General features: G+C 62.3%; 17 protein-coding genes. 7 read left to right on the top strand and 10 right to left on the bottom strand.

The features are described from left to right. Positions 1-11: 11 nt before the first annotated feature. Positions 12-1,610, bottom strand: a complete 1,599-nt coding sequence (locus E6W33_RS25715) for an FAD-binding oxidoreductase (RefSeq protein ID WP_136420236.1) — start codon at positions 1,608-1,610, stop codon at positions 12-14. A 104-nt stretch (positions 1,611-1,714) separates the two neighbouring features. Between E6W33_RS25715 and E6W33_RS25710 the strand changes: the two genes are divergently transcribed. Both E6W33_RS25710 and E6W33_RS25705 read left to right on the top strand, forming a co-directional pair. Further along, positions 1,715-2,755: an AraC family transcriptional regulator gene (locus tag E6W33_RS25710; RefSeq protein ID WP_136420235.1), complete on the top strand. Its 1,041-nt coding sequence runs from the start codon at positions 1,715-1,717 to the stop codon at positions 2,753-2,755. A gap of 82 nt (positions 2,756-2,837) precedes the next feature. Beyond that, positions 2,838-3,128 carry a hypothetical protein gene (locus E6W33_RS25705; protein WP_136420234.1) on the top strand — a complete coding sequence of 97 codons (291 nt, stop codon included), beginning with the start codon at positions 2,838-2,840 and terminating at the stop codon, positions 3,126-3,128. A 6-nt stretch (positions 3,129-3,134) separates the two neighbouring features. On the opposite strand, the gene E6W33_RS25700 is transcribed toward E6W33_RS25705, so the two are convergent. Beyond that, positions 3,135-4,121, bottom strand: coding sequence for a hypothetical protein (locus tag E6W33_RS25700; RefSeq protein ID WP_136420233.1), 987 nt, complete (start codon positions 4,119-4,121; stop codon positions 3,135-3,137). A gap of 87 nt (positions 4,122-4,208) precedes the next feature. After that, positions 4,209-4,559, bottom strand: a complete 351-nt coding sequence (locus E6W33_RS25695; protein ID WP_136420232.1) for a DUF2917 domain-containing protein — start codon at positions 4,557-4,559, stop codon at positions 4,209-4,211. Between the two features lie 176 nt (positions 4,560-4,735). Here E6W33_RS25695 and E6W33_RS25690 point away from each other — a divergent pair, with 176 nt between their 5' ends. Then, entirely contained in the window at positions 4,736-6,205 is a 1,470-nt protein-coding gene (locus tag E6W33_RS25690) for a PLP-dependent aminotransferase family protein (RefSeq protein WP_136420231.1), read from the top strand. Positions 6,206-6,225: 20 nt separating this feature from the next. Here the strand turns inward: E6W33_RS25690 and E6W33_RS25685 are convergent, their stop codons facing one another. Together E6W33_RS25685 and E6W33_RS25680 are read right to left on the bottom strand one after the other, a co-directional pair. Then, a complete protein-coding gene (locus E6W33_RS25685; RefSeq protein WP_168798766.1) occupies positions 6,226-6,690 on the bottom strand; it encodes a DnaJ domain-containing protein in 465 nt (154 codons plus the stop codon). A 94-nt stretch (positions 6,691-6,784) separates the two neighbouring features. After that, a complete protein-coding gene (locus tag E6W33_RS25680; protein ID WP_247869797.1) occupies positions 6,785-7,372 on the bottom strand; it encodes a CAP domain-containing protein in 588 nt (195 codons plus the stop codon). Positions 7,373-7,682: 310 nt separating this feature from the next. On the opposite strand from E6W33_RS25680, the gene E6W33_RS25675 reads away from it, so the two are divergent. Both E6W33_RS25675 and E6W33_RS25670 read left to right on the top strand, forming a co-directional pair. Then, complete coding sequence (locus E6W33_RS25675; protein WP_136420229.1) at positions 7,683-8,900, top strand: EAL domain-containing response regulator; 1,218 nt, start codon at positions 7,683-7,685, stop codon at positions 8,898-8,900. 74 nt (positions 8,901-8,974) lie between these two features. Continuing rightward, the gene (locus E6W33_RS25670; RefSeq protein WP_136420228.1) at positions 8,975-9,454 is read left to right on the top strand and encodes an SRPBCC family protein; all 480 of its coding nucleotides are present in this window, start codon (positions 8,975-8,977) and stop codon (positions 9,452-9,454) included. Positions 9,455-9,517: 63 nt separating this feature from the next. Here the strand turns inward: E6W33_RS25670 and E6W33_RS25665 are convergent, their stop codons facing one another. Next, on the bottom strand, positions 9,518-10,660 hold the full coding sequence (locus E6W33_RS25665) for a YsnF/AvaK domain-containing protein (RefSeq protein ID WP_136420227.1): 1,143 nt from the start codon (positions 10,658-10,660) through the stop codon (positions 9,518-9,520). A gap of 103 nt (positions 10,661-10,763) precedes the next feature. Beyond that, positions 10,764-11,405, bottom strand: coding sequence for a YsnF/AvaK domain-containing protein (locus E6W33_RS27705; RefSeq protein WP_247869796.1), 642 nt, complete (start codon positions 11,403-11,405; stop codon positions 10,764-10,766). A gap of 246 nt (positions 11,406-11,651) precedes the next feature. On the opposite strand from E6W33_RS27705, the gene E6W33_RS25655 reads away from it, so the two are divergent. Then, a complete protein-coding gene (locus E6W33_RS25655) occupies positions 11,652-12,251 on the top strand; it encodes a hypothetical protein (protein ID WP_136420226.1) in 600 nt (199 codons plus the stop codon). Positions 12,252-12,351: 100 nt separating this feature from the next. On the opposite strand, the gene E6W33_RS25650 is transcribed toward E6W33_RS25655, so the two are convergent. Both E6W33_RS25650 and E6W33_RS25645 read right to left on the bottom strand, forming a co-directional pair. Continuing rightward, a complete protein-coding gene (locus tag E6W33_RS25650; RefSeq protein WP_136420225.1) occupies positions 12,352-13,098 on the bottom strand; it encodes an endonuclease/exonuclease/phosphatase family protein in 747 nt (248 codons plus the stop codon). Next, entirely contained in the window at positions 13,095-15,275 is a 2,181-nt protein-coding gene (locus E6W33_RS25645) for a VTT domain-containing protein (protein ID WP_136420224.1), read from the bottom strand. The genes E6W33_RS25650 and E6W33_RS25645 overlap by 4 nt, the downstream gene beginning before the upstream one ends. 186 nt (positions 15,276-15,461) lie before the next feature. Here E6W33_RS25645 and E6W33_RS25640 point away from each other — a divergent pair, with 186 nt between their 5' ends. After that, entirely contained in the window at positions 15,462-17,204 is a 1,743-nt protein-coding gene (locus tag E6W33_RS25640; protein WP_136420223.1) for a TonB family protein, read from the top strand. A gap of 22 nt (positions 17,205-17,226) precedes the next feature. Here the strand turns inward: E6W33_RS25640 and E6W33_RS25635 are convergent, their stop codons facing one another. Further along, on the bottom strand, positions 17,227-19,251 hold the full coding sequence (locus E6W33_RS25635; protein ID WP_136420222.1) for a primosomal protein N': 2,025 nt from the start codon (positions 19,249-19,251) through the stop codon (positions 17,227-17,229). Positions 19,252-20,122: the final 871 nt, after the last annotated feature.

The following is a 20,122-nucleotide window of genomic DNA, read 5'->3' as shown; positions in this document are numbered from 1 at the left end:
GCGAATTCCTTTCAGGACGCCGGCAGCAGCTTGCCGGGATTCATCATGCCGCTCGGATCGAAATGCCGGCACAGCTCGCGCATCGCGCTCAGGCCCAATGCGCCCTTCTCCGCGTGCAGGTAGGGCGCGTGATCGACGCCCACGCCGTGCTGATGGCTGATGGTGCCGCCATTGGCGACGATCGCCTCGCAGACCGCGCCCTTCAGGGCCTGCCAGCGTTCCAGATCGCCCTCGTAACTGCCGGCCAGCCGGTAGGCGAAGGTGGTGTACACGCTCGCGCCCTGCGCATACATGTGCGACAAGTGCGTATAGGTGTGCACGCGCTCGCCGAATGCGGCAAACGCATTGCGCGCGGCCTGCTCGACCGAGTGCATCATGCCGCCCACGCGCGGCCAGTCGACGGCGGTCTCGACGGTATCGACCGCATAGCCGCGCTGCCACAAGGCGTTGCGCAGGTAGACGTTGCGAAAACGGTTCTGCTTCCACTTGTTGCCGATGGCGGAGCCCGCATGCACGCCGTGATGGCGGCTTGCGCTGCGCAGCGCCTGCTTGAGCGCGTGAGTCACCGTCGCGCGATCGCCGCTGGCACCGAGCAGCAGCATGCATTTCTGATCGGCGCAGCCGCGCAGGCGCAGATAGCTTTCCAGCAGACCGATCATGGTCCGGTGGCCCGCCATGGTGAGCGTGGTGAGCGTCTCGACCGGATTCGACAGGCGCAGCATCGACAGCGGCAGCTTCGCCTGCGCGATGCTGCGCACCGCGGCTTCGGCTTGCGCCCAGTTCGGGAAGAACACGGCGTGAAAGGCTTCGCGCTGCGGGATGGGCGAGATGCGCACCGTTGCCTCGGTCAGGATGCCGATGCGGCCTTCCGAACCGAGCACGATCTCGCGCAGATCGGTGCCGGCGGCCGAGGCCGGAAATGCGGGGATGGTGAGCGTGCCGCTCGGCGTTTCCACCTTGCCGCCGGCAAACAACTGCTCGATGCGGCCGTAGCGCAGCGATTGCTGCCCGGACGAACGCGTCACGACCCAGCCGCCGAGCGTCGAGTAGTCGAAGGACTGCGGAAAATGGCCGAGCGTGTAGCCGTGCGCGCGCAATTGCGCTTCCAGGTACGGCCCCGCGACACCGGCGCCGAAGGTCGCCAGTTGCGCCTGCGGATCGAAGTCGATCAGGCGCGACAAGCGCGACAGATCGATGCTGAGCACCGGCGCGTCGTCGTCCGGCGCGGTCAGATGGCCGACCACGCTGGTGCCGCCGCCGTAGGGAATCACGACCGCGTTGCTGCGTCGCGCATGTTCGAGCAGGTCGCGCACCTGTTCGCTGCTTTCCGGAAACGCGACGCCGTCCGGCACGCGGCCGATCTTGCCGTAGCGCAGCTTCAGCCAGTCCGGCAGACTCTGCCCGAGCGCGTGGCGCAGCCGCACTTCCGGGGTGCTGTCGATCTGGCGATGCGGCGCCAGCCTGCTCGCAGGCACGGCCTGGCAGGCCTGCGCCAGTGTCGCATCGACCGGCGGCTTGCCCTCGCCCACGCGTGCGTGGAGGAATGCCAGCATCTCTTCATTCAATGCGAAGTCGATCGACTCGTCGCCCCAACCGTTCCAGCGTCTCACCTTGCTTATCCTTATTGATGGCTTGTTATACTGCTTGTTGCCAAAATCTTATCCACCCCAGCGATCCGTGTATTGCGCATTCATGACAGCCCACTTGTTTGATCATGCCAAGACCGCCCTCCCCCGCTAGCCGGTCCGGCGGTCGCGTGGCCGGCCCCTACCTGCAACCGCTGATCGAAGCGGCGGCGGTGCGCGGCGTGAACGTGCGTGAACTGGAGCAAGCTGCCGGCCTCGCGCCGGATGCGCTCTCGCCCTTGCCGGAATCGTTGGCGGCCACGGATTACGTGCGCCTGCTCGATGTCGGCGCGCAGCTGGCCAAGGATCCGTACTTCGGGCTGCATGTGGGCGAACGCGTCAAGCTCGGCACCTACAATGTGTATGGCCTGATCCTGCTCAGTTGCCGCGATTTCGGACAGGCGTTTCAGCAAACCCAGCGCTTCGAGGGACTGGCGCATGACCTCGGCCGTTCCACACTGAACGTGGACAAGGGCGTCGCGGAATACCGCTGGGACAGCTTGTTTCCGCATGCAACACGGCATCTGGCCGAGAGCGTGTTCACCGGCATCCGCGTCTTCGGCAGCTGGCTTGCCGGCCAGGCGCTGCCGCCGGTGGAGGTTTCGTTCGCCCATCAAGCGCCGCAGGATGACAGCGAATACCGGCGCATCTTCGGCACCGACGTCCGCTTCGATGCGCCCGCGCATACCGCGCGCTTCGACGCCGCCTTGCTGAGCTGGCCGGTGCCGAATGCCGACGTCAGCCTGTACCCGGTGTTGCAGCAGCACGCGGAACGGCTGCTGAAGGAGAAATTGCGTGCGGAGCGGGAAGGCGGCATCGTTGCGCAAGTGCGCGCGGCCATCGTGAAGAATCTGGAACAGGACCGCGTGCGCCTGCCGCTGATCGCGCAGGAAATGTGCATCACGCCGCGCACCCTGCAACGCAAGCTGAGCGATGCCGGCCTCAGCTTCCAGCAATTGCTCGATCAGACCCGGCATGAGCTGGCACTCGATTACCTGAAGCAGAAAAAACTGAGCATTGCGGAAATCGCCTTTCTGCTCGGCTACCAGGAGCAAAGTTCCTTCACGCATGCCTTCAAGGATTGGACGGGCATGAACCCGGGCGCCTATCGGGAACGCAACCGCGACTGAGCGGGCGCAACGCGTGCGATCGGAGCTTCGAACGGATCATGCGATTGCCTGTCCCACGGTGATCGACCACACTTGTCTTCCCATGAACCCCGCCATCTGTCTCGCCGTCAGGGAAAAGCGCGTGCTGGAATTGCGCTACCACGGCTATTCCCGCATCGTCGAGCCGCACATCTACGGCGAAGACAGGCACGGCGATGAAGTCGTGCGCTGCTTCCAGATCGCCGGCGGCAGCGAGAGCGGCGAGCGCGCCGGCTGGAAGTTGTTGAAGATCAAGGATGCGCTGGTCGTGCTGGTGGCGGAAACGCGTTTCGAACCGCGCGCGGAATTCCAGCGCGAGGACAAGGTGGTCAGGAAGCTGTTCTGCGAGGTGTGAAGGCCTTCATTCCACCACGCCCAGCTTGCCGCTATGGCTTCCCATATACCACAGCCGGCCTTTCGCATCGACGATCATCTTGCGTATTCCTTCGTTGTCGCTCGGCAGCGCAAACACACGAAATTTTTCGGTGGCGGGATCGAACAGCGTGACGGTATCGGTACCGATCTCGTTGGCCCAGACCTTGCCCGCACCGTCCACAGTGACCGCATACGGCCGGCCGGATTCTCCTGCGGGCATGTCATAGGTCTTGATCACTTTCGCGCTTTGCGCATCGATGTGCGTGAGCTTGCCGTCGCCATAGCGCACCACCCACAGGGTATTGTCCGATGCGGCGGCGATGCGGCGCGGCAGCGAACCCTTGCCAAGGTCGAGCTCGCTGACGCGGCCGCTAGCGGCATCGATGCGCCCGACGCGCTGCCCGCTGGCCTGGCAGAACCAGACATTGCCTTGCCGATCCATCGCGAGACCATACGGACCGTCGCGCGTGCCGTACTCGGTCATCTTCCCGCTGCGGCGATCGAAGCGTGTCACCTTGTCGGCGGACTGGTTGGTAAACCAGAGCGCATCACGGCCATCGAAAATAATGGTATGCGGGCTGCCGCCGGAAGGCGTCTTGTGCGCGATCATCGATGCCGGCTGACCGTTCCGGAAAGGAATCTCGAGCAGCGTGCCGTTACCGTTGCCGGTCATCCAGACCGTGCCCTTTTCATCGATCACGAGGCCATGCGGCCGCGTGCCTTCGGGCAAATTCCATTCCTCGAACTTTTGCGTGGCGGGATCGAAGCGCGCGAGCTTGTTGCCCTGCATGACGGCAATGTAAATCCTGCCGTCGGGCGCGGGCGCCGGATCGCGCGCAAATTTCGGCGTGGGGACCGGCCATTCGGTGATCTTGCCAACGGGTTGGGAAATGCCGGGCGTGATGGTGTAATTGGAACCACCGGCGAGCGCCAGTGGCGACAGCAGAATGAGCAGCGACAGAATGGTTCGCATGATGCGCTCCTTTCCAGGAACGCCTATTGTGGCGCATGCGATCAAGGCTTGCACGCTGCCGCCGCGGATGCGCGGCGGACAGCTTGCTCATGCGAGACGCTTGCGTCCGAACGGTAACTGTTTCATGGCGTGGAGCAGCCAGTCGAGCGATGCCGGCAGGTAGACGCGACATGGCGAGTAGTCGAAGACGCGCGGCAAGTCGACGCGAATGCGCGATTCCCCGACAGCCTCGGCCAGCACCAGTCCGTCATTCGGCACGGTATAGGTTTCGCCGGGCCGCAGGAAAACGTCGGTCGCATGCTGATAAGCCGTAATCCATGCAATGCCGGACACGCAATGGATACGCCGGCCCGCTGCTTCGACCAGGCGCAGGGGATGGTTCTCATGCAGTTCGCATTCGACCTGGCTCCTGGATGCTGCCACTATCTTCGGTTTCATCGCTGCTCTCCTTTCTTTGGGTATGAAGCAACAGCGTACGGGGATGCAAGCGAAGGCAACAGGTGCAGCAAATCGAAATTGTGACCATCACAGCAGGAGTGGCCTTAAACTGTTATGGTCAAAAAAGCATGCCGCTGTATCTTTGTACCGCGTCGCCTTCAGCCCAGAATCAAAGCATGACCGCCCAAATCAACCTCTACGAGCGCCTGGCCGATGAACTCGGCGCGCTGATCGCCAGCAGGGTGTTCGCGCCCGGCGACCGGCTGCCGTCGATCCGCCACCTGTCGCAGCAAAAGCGCCTGTCGATCAGCACGGTGATGCAGGCGCTGCGCCTGCTGGAGGATCGCGGCCTGATCGATGCGCGGCCGCAGGCGGGATTTTATGTGCGTCACCGTGCGCGCAACCTGGCCGGCGTGCACGAATCGCATTGCACGACACAGCCGACCTATGTCGGCATCAACAATCTCTTGATGCGCGTGCTGCGCGCCAACAAGACGCCCGGCGCGCTGCAGCTCGGCCTGTCCTGGCCGCCGGATGAACTGCTGCCGGTCAAGCGCATGCAGCAGATCATGGCGTCAGTGGCGCGCCGCTCGCCCGAGCTGCTCACGCAGGACGGCTGCTTCGATACCAATGAGCCGAACTTCATCCGCCAGGTGATCCGGCGCGCGGTCGACTGGGGACGCATCGATCCGCAGGAAATCATCGCGACCAATTCCTGCACCGAGGCGATGAGCCTGAGCCTGCGCGCAGTCGCCAAGCCGGGCGACACGGTCGCGATCGAATCGCCGACCTACTTCGTGTTGCTGCAATTGATCGAGAGCCTGGGCATGAAGGCGCTGGAGATCCCGACCGATCCGAAGACCGGATTGTCGATCGATGCGCTGGAACTGGCGATGCGCGAGGGCCTGGTGCAGGCCTGCCTGCTGGTGCCGAACGTGAACAATCCGCTTGGCAGCATCATGCCGGAGGAAAGCAAGAAGCGGCTCGCGGGGCTGCTGACGCAGTACGACATTCCCCTCGTCGAAGACGATGTGTATGGCGACCTGTGCTTCACCGCCGAGCGCCCGTGGCCGGTCAAGGCCTACGACACCAGCGGTCACGTTCTGCTGTGTTCATCGTTTTCGAAGATCATCAGTCCTACCGTGCGCGCCGGCTATATCGTGGCCGGACGCTATACGCAGCAGGTGGCCTTCCTGAAGAATGTCTCGAGCGGCGGCACCAGCGTCTTCATCCAGGCCGTGCTCGCGGATTACATCGGCAGCAGCAGCTACGACAACCAGGTGCGCCGCAGCCGGCGCACCATGGCGCAGCGCATCGCGCGCATGTCGGACGCGGTGTCCGAGTTTTTCCCCGCGGAGTGTTCGGTCTCCGCGCCGCAGGGAGGTTTCGTGTTGTGGATACAGCTGCCGGAAGAAGCCGATGCGCTGGTGCTCCACGCGCAGGCAATCGCGCACCGCATCGCGTTCATGCCCGGACCGCTGTTCTCGGCCTCGGGCAAGTTCGGCAATTACATCCGGATCAACTGCGGCAATGCGTGGAATGCGGAAGTGGAAAATGCGGTGCGTACGCTGGGCACGCTGGTGAATCGCTCACTCGATGAGGCGCCCGCGCGTCGGCCGCACCCGGTACTGATGAGGGCCTCGTAGTACGTCTTGATCAGCGCATCTTAATTCGCCGTGGTCCGGCTGCCGATATTCGCTTGATCACGGCTGCCTTGTTGCGTTGCCTCGGCATGTTGCATGTCGATCAGCCATCGCCCTCCACGCGCAAGCAGCGTCATTGACACGCCATCCTGCTCGCTGCGCTCCATCCGGTAAAACACGCCGCTGATCACCAGAACCAGGCCGGTCACCAGCAGTAACATGCTCGCTGTCGTCCGCAGGCGTTGCCGGCGACGGCCACGGGCGAGTTCCAGCTGATGCAGGCGCCGGTCATAGGCCAGCCGCCGACTCGGCGAAGCCAGCACCAGATACGCTTCACGCAATTGCTGCAGGCGCGCCCGCTTCTTCTTCTGCGAAACGGGTGACGATGGGTCGTCAATCTGCTCGTTGACGCCGTAGCGGTAGCTGTACTCGATATCGATGGACCTCGCATTGCGATCGACGCCCAGCACATCGTAATAGGTTCTCATTGCAACAGTGTTCACGCGTTTGGGAGGACGCACTTTATCCAAACCGCATGCCTGCAACAATCCCGTGGATATGGGAGTCGATGCCGCCCGACGCTTATTTCGGGCGGCCGAGTTCCAGCGTCCAGTACTGCTTGTAGGTCGACGCGTCGTTGCGCACGCAGGCCGCGCCGACTTCGCTGAAGCTGCCATTCATGATGTTGTCGCAATGCGCAGGGCTTTGTAACCAATTGTTAATCACCTGCTCGACACTGGTCTGGCCGGCCGCGATGTTTTCACCGACTGCCGTCCAGTTGTAACCGGTTGCGGTAATGCGCTCGCTGAAGATGCGGCCATCCTGGCTCTCATGCGAGAAGTAATTCTTCGTCGCCATGTCCGTCGCGTGGGCGGCTGCGGCCTCAAACAGTTTGCCGTTCCAGCTCAGGGGTCCGACTGCCTTGGAGAAGGTGTTGCCGCACATGCGGTTGCTGGCACGTGCCTGATTGAGGCGATCGAGAACTTCTTGCTGGAAGTTGGCAAGGCCGCAGGTCTTGTCCGCGGGTGGCTGGGTGATCGGAGCAGGCACTGCAGTGGTGGATAGAACCTGGGACGATGTGCTGACGGGAACCGGCACCTTGCCGTCGCCTCCGCACGAGGCGAGCACGACGGGCACGGACATCAACAAGGCGGAGGTGAGGCGATTCAAGTTTGACTCCTGCAAACGGAATGAAAGACCGTCGATCGCAGTCCAACCGGGCCGGCTGCAAAGGAAGCGTGATCGACCGCTCGATATTGCGGAGCGTAAAGCGCCTGACCGTGCAGGAAGCGGATTAGTTCCTCGAAGAATGTATTTTCGGATGGGAATAAGAATACGGCGGCGCAACAAAGCGTGTCGCGCATGCATCAAGCTTGTCATCACGCCCGGATAAATGCTTTATTATTGGCATGCCCTCGTGGTGTGTTTGACGAATATCAACGCGGGTGCCGACTCCGCTTGACCGATAGATGCGAATGTCATGACAAAAAACCATTCTATGCAGATCGGCGACCTTCGCTTCCTGATCGCAGAAGACGACGAATTCCAGCGCCACTGGCTCAATGTCATGTTGCGCAAACTCGGCGCTCTCCATATTGCCGAAGCAGAGAACGGCCGCGTAGCGCTCACCATGCTGCAAGACCGCAATGCATCCGTCGACATCAGTTTCGTCGACCTCAACATGCCCGACATGGACGGCATCGAACTGGTGCGCCATCTCGCCAACAGCGATAGCCAGACCGCGATCGTGCTCACCAGCGCACTTGGCTCCGCCTTGCTGTTTTCGGTTGAAACGATGTCGAAGGCTTACGGCGTGCATCTGCTCGGCACCTTCGAAAAACCGGCGACACCTGAAGTCCTGCAAAACCTGATCGCGCAATACCAGCCGCCGCAAGCGCGGCAGGATCGCGTGAAAAAAGCCCTGCCGGTCTTTACCCTGCAGGAAATCCGCGACGGCATCCGAGCCGGCCAGTTCGAACCTTTCTTCCAGCCCAAGGTGGAGCTCGCGACCGGCAAGGTGAAAGCGGTGGAAGCGTTCGTGCGCTGGCATCATCCGCAATACGGCCTGGTGACGCCGCCCGCCTTCATCCCCATCCTGGAAGCCAGCGGGCACATGGAAGACCTGACCTGGGCAGTGATCGAACGCGCGATTGCCGCCTGCCGGGCGTGGCATGACCAGGGACTGATGCTGGCGGTATCGATCAACCTGTCCGCCACTTCACTGGCCGAGCCGGGCCTGGCGGAAAAGATCCTTGCCTACATCGCGCAGCACGGCATCGAGCCGCAATATCTCACGATCGAAATTACCGAACTGATGGCGATGACCGACGTCCCGGTCTGCCTGGAAAATCTTGCGCGCCTGCGCATGAAAGGATTCGGCCTGTCGATCGACGATTACGGCACCGCGCATTCCAATGTGCAGCAATTGTTGCGGATCCCTTTCCTCGACCTGAAGATCGACCGCTCGTTCGTCGCCGGCGCTTCGCAGAACAAGCAGATGCACATCGCCCTCAGTTCCTGCCTGGAACTGGCGAAGAAGCTGCATCGCAACTCGGTGGCGGTCGGCGTGGAAACGCGGGAAGACTGGGACTTGCTGCGCGACCTGGGTTGCACCTATGCACAGGGCTTTTACATCGCCAAGCCGATGGAGCGCGCCGCGGTGCCGGGATGGATCGACGAATGGACGCAGTTTTTTTGATGCCCGTGCCGCGGCCCCTTCTATCGCACGGAGGATGGCGCTACACTGTGTGATTCTTCAGTCGGTCCTGCATCATGAAATTCGCTCATCTCGTTGAAATCAACGATCCGCTCAATCCCCTGATCGATCCGCTTTCGCGCGAACAACTCTGGCGCGGCCTCGTGTTACGCGCCGAAACGCCAACCGCTTTCGTGCCCTACCTCGATCGTTGCACCATCCTGGAAAAGTCGGAACAGTCGGTGTCGCGCGAGTTGCATTACGGCGAGCTTGTCGTGCGCGATCGCGTCACCTTCCTGCCGCAGGAGCAAGTGGTTTATCACGTGCCGCCACAGAAAGACATTCCCGAATCGCGCCTGACCATGACGATCGAAGAGCCGGAGCCGAACATTTTCTTCGTGCGCTTCGAATACGACGACGGCGCCGGCGAAGTGGAGGACACGGCACAAGCGTTCTACAACGATTTCCGCCGTTCCGCGTATACCGAATCCGATATCGATACCATCCGGACCATTCGCGAAATGGCGGAAGACGGACGCCTGGAACAGGCGCGATAGATCCCGCGCGTCATTCCCGCCGGAGCGGGAATGAGTGTCACGCCGCGCGGGCCGATGCATCGCTCAATGCTGGCCCTTCACCTTTTCCGCGCCATAGCGTACCGCATCCTTCACCTTGTCCCAGGTGCTTTCCGGATGCTGCCGCTCCCAATCGCTGCGCATGTCGGGCTCGGCGTCTTCCCAGCGATAATTCCTGAACCGCTCGCTGCCCGCCATGGTTGAACCGTAGCGATAAGCGGCGTCGTAGTCTTCGTAGCGCCCGCCGCTCGGACCATAGGCATTCTGCCAGTGGCGACGGAAATCGGAATCGTCGGCGGTCGCCGCGGTGTCGGCATAATCGGCATTGCGCCTGGCGTCCGATGCGCCGAGCTGCTCGACCTCCACATCGGTCCTGCGCACCGTGTCGCTCACGTCGGCGGTTTCCTGCGTCACTTCCTTGCCCACCACCACTTCTTCGACCACGCGCGCTGTCTTGGAAACGATCGGCTCTTCCGCCATTTCACGCAACTCGACCGACCCCTCCTTGAAGGCCGCCAGGTCGGCTTCGCTGGCCGGCTGGTCGACCGGGCGGCGCTCGACGTTCACGTGCTCCTGGCGCAGCTCCACCGACTCGTGTACCGGCTTTTCCTGCACGCGCGTATAGACGCGCACGCCGCCGCGCTGCACTTCCCGCTTCCCGACATGCAATTCTTCCTCGACCACCGGAATGCGCGTTTCGCCTTCGGTCCGGGTCTGCGCCTGATCCGCGAGCGAAGTATCACGGCCCCGCGCATACAGGTCGCGTTCGCGTGCGATATCGCTATCGGTGTACTGCGGCGCATTCTCGTCATAGCCGGTCCAGCCTTGAGAGCGCCAGTGCGCGGCGCGCTCGTCGATGTCCACCGGGTCGTAACGGTTCATGACCTCCACCGCGCGATCACGCTGCTCTTCGTTATCGGCATTCACCGTCAGCACGCAACTGCCGCGCCGCACTGCTTCCGAATACACGTCGTGTTCCTCGGGACGTTCATCCATGCCGAACAGCGAACGGAAAAAATTGCCGATGCCGCTGCCGCTCGTTTGCGTCTTGTCGCGCGTCGTGGCGGCGCTTTCGGAATCCGGGCTCAGCTGCACTTCGCTGCGGGAAAATCCGCAGGAAAGCAATTCGTTCATCGCATTTTGGGCTTGCGCGTAACTGTCGTACACGCCTACTACGGTATTTTCCATGGTCAGTCTCTCCATTGGGGTGTTGTCCGGCGCAGGTCCGGAATCGGTCTGAGTGGAGCGCCGACGCATATCCCGTGCCTGACCTTGAACGGCGCATTACGGGTTAGTGCTGGGTGCGTTCGCGATCCTCGTCGAATCGTTCGACCGAGACCTGTTCCGAACGCAGCAGCACCGTCTGCGGCGACTGCACCTGCTGCCGTTGTCGCGTGATGCGCACTTCTTCCTTCAGCACGAGCTGCTTCTGCACGACGAGCACTTCCTCCAGCACGGGTACGATCAGCGTGTCGCCTTCGTAGCGCGTCTGCGGCACATCGGCTTCGGACACGATGCGTCCTACCGGCACGTGTTCGACCACCAGGTCGTCGCGCATCAGCGGCTGGTCAACGACACTTTCCTGCTCTGCCACCGTCTTGTGGATGCGCACGCCGCGACCGGTATCGATCACGCGCTTGGCCACGTGCAGCTCTTCTTCCATCACCGGAAAGCTCATCTGCGTCGGCTGTCTCGATTCGCCGGAGACATGAAAGGTGAAAGGCAGGCGGAAGCTGCCGTCATCCTGCTGCATGAGCAAGCTCACGGGAACCAGCACTTGCGTTTCGTCGGGCAGGCGCACCCAGGCATGCGGATTGGATTCGGCCTGCTGCACGCCGACGATGGATGCCTTGCTGCCCTTGGCATCGACGACGGTGGCGTTCATCAAGCGGTTTGCGGGCGAGGTATCGCCGCTCTCGGGGAAGTGCTCCATCGGTGGCGCTTTCCATCAGGTCAAGGATGGAGCGCTGCATGCAATTAGCGGGCCGGGGCTTGGCAGGCATCCTGCATGGCGAAGCAGGTATCGCATGCGAGTTTTTTACCGCACGAGCGGAAAAAATTACATGACGCATTGCGCGACAAATTACACGACGATATGCCGGAAAATCGATCCGAACTTATTCGGAAAGCCTGCTCTCTTACCCATATTCATCGTATCGCTTCGTGCAAGGAGGCTCACATGACAAATATCATTGCAGGCCGGTTTCAGCAGCAATCGGAAGTCGAGGACAGTATCGAAGAACTGCAGCGCGCCGGATTTGCGCGCGAACGCATTTCCGCGTTCTACGTCAATCCGCCGGGGCAACATGACACCTTTCCGATCGGCGGCGACCGGGCGCAATCGCCCGGTGCGAAGCAATCGGGCAAGGGCGTTGCCGCCGGTGCTGCGGCAGGTGCGGCAGCCGGTCTGGCGGCAGCACCCTTCCTCGGCCCGGTCGGCGCGGTCACCGGAGGCTTGCTCGGCGCCCATGTCGGCGGCCTGGTCGGCAGCCTGTCGACCATGAAGGAACAAGGCGATACCGGCGAGCATGCGGAAGACGCGGAGAACGCCGCGCCGATACGCAAGTCGGGCATGATGGTCGCCGTTGCCGTCGATGACCCGGAGCACGAGGATCAGGTGGTCAACATGCTGCGCTCGCTCGGCGCGGCGGACATCGAGCGCGCGCAAGGCATAATTGAAAACGGCGACTGGCGCGACTTCAACCCGGTCGAGCCGCCGCAACTGGTCGAGTCCGCGCCACAGCAGACTCAAGCTGCCGGGCCGCGTCAGCGCGTGTGATGGCAGAATTGTCCACGGAAGGCACGGAAAACACGGAAGTTTTTTTGTGCTTTCCGTGTTTTCCGTGGAGCTGATTTTCAGCGTCCGTAAAACGCTTATCTCATCCGTCGATATGCGCGATCAAGGGCAAATGATCCGAGGCGACACGCGCGAGCGGCGTCGCGTGCACTTCCACATGCACGAGCCGATGGCGCGGCCGGATCCAGATCCTGTCCAGCGCGAAAATCGGCTTGCGTGACGGGAACGTGCGCGGCGCCGGTACCGGCTGGAAGTGCGAAACCAGCCAGCGCAGTGAACGGCCCCAGACAAACCATTCATTGATGTCGCCGAGCAGGATCACCGGCATTTCCTCGGTGTCGAAAACCTGCAGCAAGCGGCGGATTTGCGCACGACGTTCCGCCGGCCGCAAGCCGAGGTGGGTCGCGACCACGCGCAGCAGGTGGCCGTGACAATCCACGTCCGCGTCGAGCGCGCCGCGCGGCTCGCGGCTGCCGAAGGACAAGTCGATGGTGCGCATGGACAAGATCGGATAGCGGGTCAATACGGCATTGCCATAGCGCCGCTCCGGACGGTCGCAGGCGGGGCCTTCCGCGGCGACAAAGCCGGTCGCTTCCTGCAACATCGCAAGCACATTGGGCGTCTTGGAACCGCCGAGCGGCACTTCCTGCAAGGCGATGATGTCCGCGCCGATTTCACCCAGCACGTCGGCCACGCGTTCCGGCGCAAAGCGGCCGTCGGTGCCGATGGCGCCGTGAATGTTATAAGTGGCGATGGTGAGTGGCCACGGGTCGACATCGGGCACGGCTTGCTGCACCGGTGCGATGGGGTCGGCGACGTTATCGATCATGCCGCGGGATCCTCCTTGCGCTTGAGCAGCCGCTGCAGGCCAAGTGCGACTGCAATGATGGAGACGGCCACCGCGCCGAGTACGGCCACGGTGCCCGGGCTGGGATTGCGAATGGCCTCGGCCAGATGATGGACGAAGGTGACGGTGATCATGATGCCCGGCATCATGCCGAGCAAGGTGCCGATCAGGTAGTCGCGCAGCTTGATATGCGAGGCGCCGGCGACCACGTTGACAACGGAAAACGGTGCAATCGGCAGGATGCGGATCACGATCATGGCGAGAATGCCGCGCGTGGCGATGCGTCGGCTCAAGTGATTGACCCGCTTGCCCAGCAGCCGCTGCACCACCTCGCGGCCAAGCCAGTGCCCTAGGCCGTATGTGGCGGCCGCACTGAGCAGCGTGCCGGCAATCGCATACAACGAACCGTACAGCGGGCCGAATACAATGCCGGTCACCGCAATCAGCAATGTCACCGGCACCACCAGAAAACCGGCCACCACATAGCTCGCGACGACCGCCACCGGCGTAAACGGCATGGCGTCGAGTCCGCGCGCAAAGGACACCAGCGCACCCAGATTCACCCATTCGCGCAAGGGCGTCCAGCGCCATGCGATCGCCAGCAAGACAAGCGCGACGGCCAGCATGCCGATGCCGATCAGCCGGCGCGGCACCGGCTTGCGTGCATAGCTCGGCACGAACTGGTTGACCAGTCCCTCCGGGTCGATCGGCTTCTCGGGATCGAACAAGGCCTGCTCGGGAATGAGCGCGTCCAGTTCCGCCGACGCGACCGGATCGAGCGGGAGCAGCGTGCGCTCCGTACGCAACGCAGCAACCGCATGATGCAGGCTGTTGTGCTGGTGCACTTCGGCATCGACTGTTTCCACGCTGCTGCCCAGATGTTCGGCCAGCAGGCGACTGCGCAGGCGGCCGATGGCGTCGCGAATCCGAGCCGCGTCGGGACCCTGCGCCTCGATCGTGATATTGCATTCCGTATCGAGTGCCATGGAACGGCTGCTCAGATTGGCCGAGCCGACCGAGAACAGGCGATCGTCCACGGAAAACACCTTGCTGTGCACATTCAGGCAATGCCCGTCCTGGCCCGGAATATAGGGTGAGTACATGCAGTACCGGCCATAGCGATCCGCGTCCTTCAGGCGCCGGTGCACACGCGCCCGCAACACGCCCATGGTCGCTTCTTCCAGCCAGCCACTCTGCATCTGCGGCGAGATGATCATCACCTCGGGCCCGTCGGGCTCCTTCAGTCGCGCGGCGAGCGCGTCGGCGATCATGCCGGAAGTGAAATACTGGTTCTCGAAAAACAGGTGATGCCGCGCGGCGGCGATGGCATCCAGATGCAGTTGCCGCACCTCATGCACACCCGGTGCGCCATCGAAAACCGGCTCGGTGCGCGAGATGGCAATGTCGACGTCGGTCAAATCGGGCACAACATCCTCCGGCCAGGGATCGAGCGCCGGATCGTAGCGGTCGATGGCCGGCTTGCCGCCCGCCCGGCGCCAGCGCGCGCGCGCAAGCTCGCCCAGCGCACGCGCCGCGTCCCCATCCACCATGGCTTGCACGTCATGAAAAGGCCCGTGCGGCTTGCCGTCGCTGTCACACCGCAACGCGGCATGATTGGCATGTTCCGGCGTATCCCATCGGCAACGGGTTAGGTCCAGTCCGCCGACGAAAGCCACCCGATCATCCACCACCACCACTTTCTGATGATGCGAAGCGCCGATCGGATGCCGTCCATCCATGCGAAAGGCAAGGCGGCGATGCGTGCGCCACTCCAGCTTGTAGATCGGCAGCCATTCCCGCTCGAGCGCATACAGCATCGCGAAATCCCAGTTCAGCACGTAAGCGTGCAGGCCGGGCTGCGAGGACACCACTGCGTGCAGGAAATCGCCCAGCGGTTCCGGATAGCCGTCATTCGCCCCCTGCGGCACCAGGCGGGTGCGGCTGTCGATGTCCCAGCTCAGGATATAGATGCTGTGGCGGGCCTTGCGCACGGCAGCCCGTACTGCGCGGAAATAGGCGTCGGCATCCACCAGCATGGCATAGCGATGCGCGCGCTCGATGCGCCAGCAATTGCGTCCTGCCTGCAACAATCCGGGCGATACATCGGGCATGTTCAGCGCATCGGTCTGTTCGCGTGACGAAGGGAAATGCGAGCTCATTTTCTTTCGACGCGGCGTAATCCTGATAGTTTCTGCAATCATTGCCGCGCCGTGTTGCGCGTCGATAAACTTTGGCTGGCTCAGCATTTCGCGCGGCTTTTTCCGCTGCAAGCATTTCTTCGGATAAGATCGCATTACAACCATCAACCCACTGCTTGCCGTGCCGCATCGAGGTATCCGAACCGCATGAGTTCCCCGCCGAATTCCGCATCCGCCAAACGCCGCCGCGGGCTGCCCATGTCGCCCCGGACGCGTCTCGGAATCGGTATCCTGGCTTCGCTGCTGGTGCACGGACTGATCCTCTCCATGCAATTCGGGGTCTTGGGCCTCGGACTGCCCGGCCTCGAGTTGCCGTGGAGCGAGCGCCGCGTGCAGGCCGGTCTGAGCGTGCGTCTCACTGATGTGAAGCGCACGCCGGAAGTGCAAAACACCCTTGCATCTTCGCCAAGCTCGCCGCCTGTCGAAAGCCTTCCCCCTGCACCGGAAACATCCGCCGGCGACAAGCACATGCAAGTCCGCATTGCTCCGCCGCCGCGCGTCGCTGACGCCAAACCCGTCACACCAGCCAGGAAAGCCCGCCGCAAGGCACGCACTCCGCCCCGCATCGCGCAAAGCAAGCCGCAACGGCCCAAGCCGGCACCGGACGTCATTGCGTTGAACGAGGCGAAACCGGATTCCCTCGTGCTTCCCGCGCCCGCAGTGGATGAAATCGTTCAACCGGCCGACACGCCGGAAGTGCCTGCCGCGCCGGCGCCGGAGCCGCTTGCGGCAAGCACAGCAAGCACGCCGGACGAGGCACAGGCCGCACAAGCCGCGCAGGAACTGGAAGCGCAACAGCGTGAGGAAGCCGAAGCCAGCCGCCGGCTGGAAGAACAACAGGCGCGCCAGGCAGCCGAGGAAGCCGCGCGCAAAGCTGCGGAGGCGGAGCAAAGACGCGCGCAGGAAGAAGCCGTGCGGCGCGCCGAAGAACTTGAAGCCAGCCGGGTGGAGGAAGCAAGACGGCAGGCGATGGAACTCGAAGCACGTCGCAAGGCGGAGCAAGCCGCGCAGCAGCTCGAAGAAGCACGTCGGCAGGAAGAGGCCCGCGCGATGCAGCAGCAACTGGAAGCACGCCGACAGGCGGAAGAAGCGGCACTGCGCAGGCAAGAGGAACAACGAGTTCAAGAAGAGGCGGCACGCCGCGCCGAGCTTGAAGCAAAAAAGCGGGATGAAGAGCAACGCGCAAGACGCGAAGCGATGGAACGCGAGGCGCGCCTGCAGGCAGAGGAAGCCGCACGTCAACAGGCCGAAGCGCTCGCCCGCCAGAAACAGGCGGAACAAGCCGCCATGCGCCAGCAAGCGGAAGCAGCCGCGGCACAAGCGCGCGAACAGGAACGGCTGGCGGCGGAGAATGCCGCTGCAGCCGCACGCGCTGCCGAAAACGGCAAGAGCTCAGCCGCTGCGACGCTACCGAAAGCCGCTCAGGGCGGCGACCTCGCCAGCCGCGCCCTCGACCAGGCAAGGCGTCCGGCCCCGCTGCACATAGAGCCGCGCGCTCCCGCGCCCGTTGCCGATGCGGCGGAGAATCCGCGCCGTCGTTCGATCTTCGGCGGAGGAAACCTTGATGTCGGCCTGATGATGTACATCGAAAGCTGGCGCCTCAAGATCGAGCGCAACGGCCGCCTCAACTATTCGCAAACCGCGAAAGACAAGGCACGCGGCGATCCGATCGTCACGGTCTCGATCCGCAGCGACGGCAGCGTCGAGGATGTCGTGATCAACCGCTCCAGCGGCCGCCCGGAGCTGGACGCCGCCGTGCGCCGCATCATCAAGCTCAACGAACGCTACGCCGCCTTCCCGCCCAATCTTGCGCGCCAGTACGACGTGATCGACATTCGCCGCGTGTGGAATTTCGACGAGGTGCTGCGGATCCTGGAAGAGGTCCGCTGACAGGCTGTGCTAAAACTATCGCTCAGATGTCGACCGGATCCACTTCCAGCGACCATTTGGCCCGCGTCTTCATCTCGCGCAGCATCGCCAGCCACTCCTTCAGGAAAGCCTGCAGCGCCGGCCGCGACGCCGATTCGATCAGCAATTGCGCACGGTCGACATTTGCCACCCGCGTCATCGTCATCGGGATCGGATCGTTGATGACGATGCCGGGATGCTGCATGCATTCGGCCGCCTGCGTCAGGAAGTCGAGCGCGGTCTGCAATTCCCGCGCCTCGGAACGCAGCAAAGCCTGATACAGGAAGGGCGGCAAACCCGCCTGCTGCCGCTCCTCCAGCAAGCCGCCGGCGAAACGGTCGTAATCGTGCGCCATCACCGCAGCGTACAAGGGATGGTGCGGATAGCGGGTCTGTATCCACACTTCGCTGACGCTGCCGCCCTCCTTCTGCCCGGCACGACCGGCCCGCCCGGCCACCTGCATCAGTTGCGCGAACAGCCGCTCGCTGGCGCGGTAGTCGTGCGAGAACAGCGCGGTATCGGGATTCAGGATGCCGACCAGGGTGAGATTGCGGAAGTCATGGCCCTTGGCCACCATCTGCGTGCCGATCAGGATGTCGACATCGCCGCGATGCACGCTGTCGAAGGCGGCCTGCGCACTGCCCTTGCGCCGCGTGGAATCGGCGTCGATGCGCGTGATGCGCGCCTGCGGAAAGACATTCTGCAGCGCCTCTTCCACCCGCTGCGTGCCGCGCCCGAGCGGCTGCAGATCGACGTTGCCGCAAGTCGGGCAGGACTTGGGAATGCGCTGCTCCAGGCTGCAGTGGTGGCAGCGCAGCCGATGCTCGGGTTTGTGCAGCACCATGAAGGCGGTGCAGCGCGGGCAATTGCTGATCCAGCCGCAGGCATCGCAGGCGAGGACTGGCGCGTAGCCGCGACGGTTCAGGAACAGCAGCGACTGCTCGCCCCGCTCCAGCCGCAGCTTCAGCGCGGTGACGAGGGTCGACGTGATGCCTTCCGCGGGCTTGTCGCGCTCCATGTCGATCAGGCGCACTTTCGGCAGCACCGCGTCCTTCGAAGCACGCTCGCGCAGTTCGAGTTTCTTGTAGCGGCCCGACTGGGCATGATGCCAGGTTTCCAGCGAGGGCGTGGCCGAGCCCAGCACGATAGGAATGCCCAGCTGGCGGGCGCGCCACACCGCGAGGTCGCGCGCCGAATAGCGCAAGCCTTCCTGCTGCTTGTAGGAAGGATCGTGTTCTTCGTCGATGATGATCAGTTTCAGCTGTGGCAGTGAGGCGAGGATCGCCAGCCGCGTGCCGAGAACGATGCGCGCGTGGCCCAGATGCGCGGCCAGCCAGTGGCTCATGCGCTCGCCTTCAGCCAGGCCGCTGTGCAGCGTGGCGACGGCGACTTGCGGAAAACGCGCGCGCACATTGTTCTCGAGTTGCGGCGTGAGATTGATCTCCGGCACCAGGATCAGCACTTGCGCGTTGCTTTGTCGAGCAAGGACTTGCGCGGCCGACTGCAAATAGACTTCGGTCTTGCCGCTGCCGGTCACGCCGTAGAGCAGCGTCGGCGCAAATTCCGTGGCGGCCGCAATCACATCAGCGGCATGCTGTTGTGCGGAATTGAGGGTCGGCGCCGCGCCGGGCTCTGCGTCCGGCGCAGTCTCGGCTTTCGCCAGTTTCTTCAGTGCCCGGTCGAGCGCAGTGGTCTTGGGCACGCGCAGATTCTTGGGCAGGCCGGGTATCGCCACCTCCCCCAGGGGCCGCTGGTAATACTCCGCGGCAAAGCCGCACAAGGCAAGCCAGGCCTGGGACAGCGGCGCGAGCTGCGTCCGCACGGCGATGACATCCTTGAGCTTGTCGTCGGGAACATTGCTCTGCGCGCGCACGGCAACCACCAGGCCGATCACTTCGCGACGGCCGAAGGGAACGAGCACCAGTTGTCCGACCACAGGCAACTCTGCGTCGTCCTGGCCGCGCCAGCGGTAGTCGAAGCAAGTCGCAAGCGGTGTGTCGAGGGCAACCTCCAGAAAACATTGTTTCACGACTTAAAGTGATTCCTGAAAATGAGAGCTAAATACACGTTTCATAAAGGGTTTTTGAGCTATCCACACAAGCTGTGGATAACTTTGTGGACAAGAACCCCTTGACAGCCGGAAATGCCTGATTTCATGCGGGTTTCAATACATTGCCCATTTGAAAAGCAAAAAACTTTCTCTTTTAAATCAATGACTTGAAAAGTCAATATCTGCCTGCGAAAAAATTTTCTTTTAAAAAAGTTATTGCTTTGCACAAGACCTATGGCAACTTGTTAATGTGAATAAGTCGCATGAAGGATTGCCCTCCGGGTTTCCGGGGGCTTACAAATCTCGGCAAATTTCCACCGTTTTTGCAAGAAGCGAACATTCTCTTCCCGCCAATATTTCCAGGTAAAAGTCACTCGGATGACATACGCCTGGACCGGGCAAGTCTTCTAGAAGACCTCATGTAGATTTTGAAAAACCGATCTAAATGCCCGATTCATAAGCGCTTTTTCATCTATCCACAAAGTCTGTGGATAACTTTGTGGACATTCCCCCCTTGACAGGCCTGAAGGGCCTGATTTCATGCGGGTTTCGATGAAATGCTGAATTGAAAAGCAAAATTTTTGCCTTTAAAAATCAATGACTTATAACAGCGCTGCAGTACGGAAAAACAGATCCGGATAAATTACTTTATTGCTGCACAGAACTGTAAGTGTGTGAATAAAGCCGCGAAAAGTCCGACCAAAAATGTCCGGTACGTGATTGCAGTTAACAGAAATTTTTGCTAGCCGGATGCATTGCTTCAATCGCTCGCACGCATCGCGCGGCTCACCTCATGCACGGTCTCCACCAGCACCGTCACCGCTTCCGGCGGCGTGTACTGCGAAATGCC

This window comes from Herbaspirillum sp. ST 5-3 (assembly GCF_004804275.1).
Taxonomy (GTDB): domain Bacteria; phylum Pseudomonadota; class Gammaproteobacteria; order Burkholderiales; family Burkholderiaceae_D; genus Noviherbaspirillum.
This window is presented reverse-complemented; position numbering and strand designations above follow the sequence as displayed.

Bases quoted from the DNA above. Each gene is read 5' to 3' on its own strand.
- E6W33_RS25705 (WP_136420234.1), top strand. From the start codon at position 2,838: ATGAACCCCGCCATCTGTCTCGCCGTCAGGGAAAAGCGCGTGCTGGAA.
- E6W33_RS25690 (WP_136420231.1), top strand. From the start codon at position 4,736: ATGACCGCCCAAATCAACCTCTACGAGCGCCTGGCCGATGAACTCGGC.
- E6W33_RS25685 (WP_168798766.1), bottom strand. From the start codon at position 6,690: ATGAGAACCTATTACGATGTGCTGGGCGTCGATCGCAATGCGAGGTCC.
- E6W33_RS25665 (WP_136420227.1), bottom strand. From the start codon at position 10,660: ATGGAAAATACCGTAGTAGGCGTGTACGACAGTTACGCGCAAGCCCAA.
- E6W33_RS25650 (WP_136420225.1), bottom strand. From the start codon at position 13,098: ATGATCGATAACGTCGCCGACCCCATCGCACCGGTGCAGCAAGCCGTG.
- E6W33_RS25695 (WP_136420232.1), bottom strand. From the start codon at position 4,559: ATGAAACCGAAGATAGTGGCAGCATCCAGGAGCCAGGTCGAATGCGAA.
- E6W33_RS25710 (WP_136420235.1), top strand. From the start codon at position 1,715: ATGCCAAGACCGCCCTCCCCCGCTAGCCGGTCCGGCGGTCGCGTGGCC.
- E6W33_RS25675 (WP_136420229.1), top strand. From the start codon at position 7,683: ATGACAAAAAACCATTCTATGCAGATCGGCGACCTTCGCTTCCTGATC.
- E6W33_RS25655 (WP_136420226.1), top strand. From the start codon at position 11,652: ATGACAAATATCATTGCAGGCCGGTTTCAGCAGCAATCGGAAGTCGAG.
- E6W33_RS25670 (WP_136420228.1), top strand. From the start codon at position 8,975: ATGAAATTCGCTCATCTCGTTGAAATCAACGATCCGCTCAATCCCCTG.
- E6W33_RS25700 (WP_136420233.1), bottom strand. From the start codon at position 4,121: ATGCGAACCATTCTGTCGCTGCTCATTCTGCTGTCGCCACTGGCGCTC.
- E6W33_RS25640 (WP_136420223.1), top strand. From the start codon at position 15,462: ATGAGTTCCCCGCCGAATTCCGCATCCGCCAAACGCCGCCGCGGGCTG.
- E6W33_RS25645 (WP_136420224.1), bottom strand. From the start codon at position 15,275: ATGAGCTCGCATTTCCCTTCGTCACGCGAACAGACCGATGCGCTGAAC.
- E6W33_RS27705 (WP_247869796.1), bottom strand. From the start codon at position 11,405: ATGGAGCACTTCCCCGAGAGCGGCGATACCTCGCCCGCAAACCGCTTG.